This is a genomic window from Stenotrophomonas sp. P5_B8 (assembly GCF_054049855.1).
Map to the genome: position 1 here is coordinate 1 of NZ_JBFULO010000535.1, position 2,201 is coordinate 2,201.

At 66.3% G+C, this 2,201-nt stretch carries 1 protein-coding gene; it reads left to right on the forward strand.

What is annotated here, in order from left to right:
* Nucleotides 1-318: 318 nt before the first annotated feature.
* Nucleotides 319-2,201: TonB-dependent siderophore receptor (locus ACXJKH_RS19025; protein WP_457321715.1), on the forward strand; the 1,883-nt coding region annotated here is incomplete at its 3' end.

Consider the following 2,201-nt stretch of genomic DNA (forward strand, 5'->3'; position numbering starts at 1 on the left):
GGTAACCCGCGAAGAACCTTTTTCTTTGGCTGTTTGCCGGCCGATTCTGCCTGCGTGCGCCTGGCGACCCGTAGTGCGCGGACCGTCTCGCAGCACCACCGCAGGCCGGTCACCTGCCAGGTGTCGCAATCGCGCCAGTGGCGTAGAATGCCGCTGCCGCCGCGGCGATGCACTGCTCGCCCGGCACTCCCTTTACCTCGAGCCGCCGCCAGAGGATTTTCTTTCCTTTCTGGAGGCGTTGCCGTGTCCGTTGCTCCGATTCGTGTTGCCCAGGCCCTTGCGGGTCGCCGTCGTGCCGATCGTTCGTCGCTGCCGCAGATGTCCCCGCTGAGCCAGGCGATGGCCGGCGTGCTGGGTTTGGCCCTGTTTGCCGCCGCTGCACAGGCCGAAGAGGCGCCGGCGCCACCGAAGCAGGATGCCGCGCAGACCCTGCAGACGGTGCAGGTCACCGCCAACCAGCTGGGTACCGTCACCGAAGGCAGTGATTCCTACACGCCCGGCACGATCGCCACCGCCACCCGGCTGGTGCTGAGTCCGCGCCAGACACCGCAGTCGATCAGCGTGATCACGCGGCAGGAAATGAACGACTTCGGCCTCAACGGCATCGACGATGTCATGAAGGTCACCCCCGGCATCAGCATCGTCACTTACGACAGCGAACGCACCGAGTACTACGCGCGCGGCTTTGCCGTGCAGAACTTCCAGTACGACGGCATTCCGATGGCGCGCGACTCGGCGTACTCGGCGGGCAATACGCTCAGCGACATGGCCATCTACGATCGCGTCGAAGTGCTCAAGGGCGCTACTGGCCTGCTGACCGGCATGGGCGATCCGGGCGCGACCATCAACCTGGTGCGCAAGAAGCCCACCCGCGAACTGGCCGGCAGTGCCACGCTGGGCGCCGGCGCATGGGACAGCTATCGCGCCGAGTTCGATGTCGGCGGGCCGCTGACCGAGAGCGGGCGCGTGCGCGGTCGTGCGGTTGCCGCTTACCAGGACAAGCACTCCAACGTCGACCACTACCAGCGCACCAACCAGGTGTTCTACGGCATCCTCGAGGCCGACCTCACCGACAACACGCTGCTCACCGTCGGCGCCGACTACCAGGACAGCGATCCGCAGGGCTCCAGCTGGGGTGGCATTCCGCTGCTGGACAGCCAGGGCAACTTCAACAACATGCCGCGTTCGTTCAACAACGGGGCGCGCTGGAGCAGCTGGGCGCAGTACAGCCGCACCGCCTTCGCCACGCTCGAACACACCTTTGGCAACGACTGGGTGGCCAAGCTGCAGCTCAACCACCAGGTCAACGGCTACGACGCCCCGCTGGGCGCGGCGGCCGGTGGCAATCCCGACCCGGTGACCGGCGCGGGCGTGAGCATGTGGGTGGGCAAGTACGTCGGCGAGACCACCAGCAACGCGGCTGATCTGTATGTGAGCGGCAAGTTCGAGTGGTTCGGGCGCGAGCACGAGCTGGTGGTCGGTGGCAGCGTGTCGCGCAAGCACTGGATCAACAACGGTTACTCGCCGCAGCCGGGCTACGCGACCGCTGTGGCCGACTACTACGCCTGGACCGGGGATGTGCCCGAGCCGGACTGGCAGTGGGGTTACGGCGATGACCAGATCACCCGCGAGAGCGGTGCCTACGTGGTGGGTCGCTTCGACCTGGCCGATCCGCTCAAGCTGATCGTCGGCAGCCGCATCGCCAACTATAAATCGCCGGACACCGACGAAAGTGGCGTGATCGTGCCGTACGCGGGCCTGGTTTATGACCTCAACCGCAACTTCTCGGTGTTCGCCAGCTACAGCACCATCTTCAAGCCGCAGGGCAACCAGGATGAGCAGGGCAGGGTGCTCGACCCGCTGGAAGGGCGCAGCTACGAAGCGGGCCTGAAGGCGGAGTTCTTCGACGGCCGCTTCAACGCCAGCGCAGCGGTGTTCCAGCTGGACCAGGACAACTTCGCCGAACCCACCGGCGGGCTCACTCCGAGCGGCGGGATCGCCTATCGCGGGTTGATGGGCGTGCGCACCAAGGGCTACGAGCTGGAGATGTCCGGCCAGGTCGCGCCGGGCTGGCAGGTGCAGGGCGGTTACGCGCACAAGATCGCACGCCAGCAGTCCACCAAGGTCTCCACGCTGGAGCCGGAAGACCAGTTCAGCCTGCACACCAGCTATCGCCTGACCGGGCCGATGCAGGGTTGGAG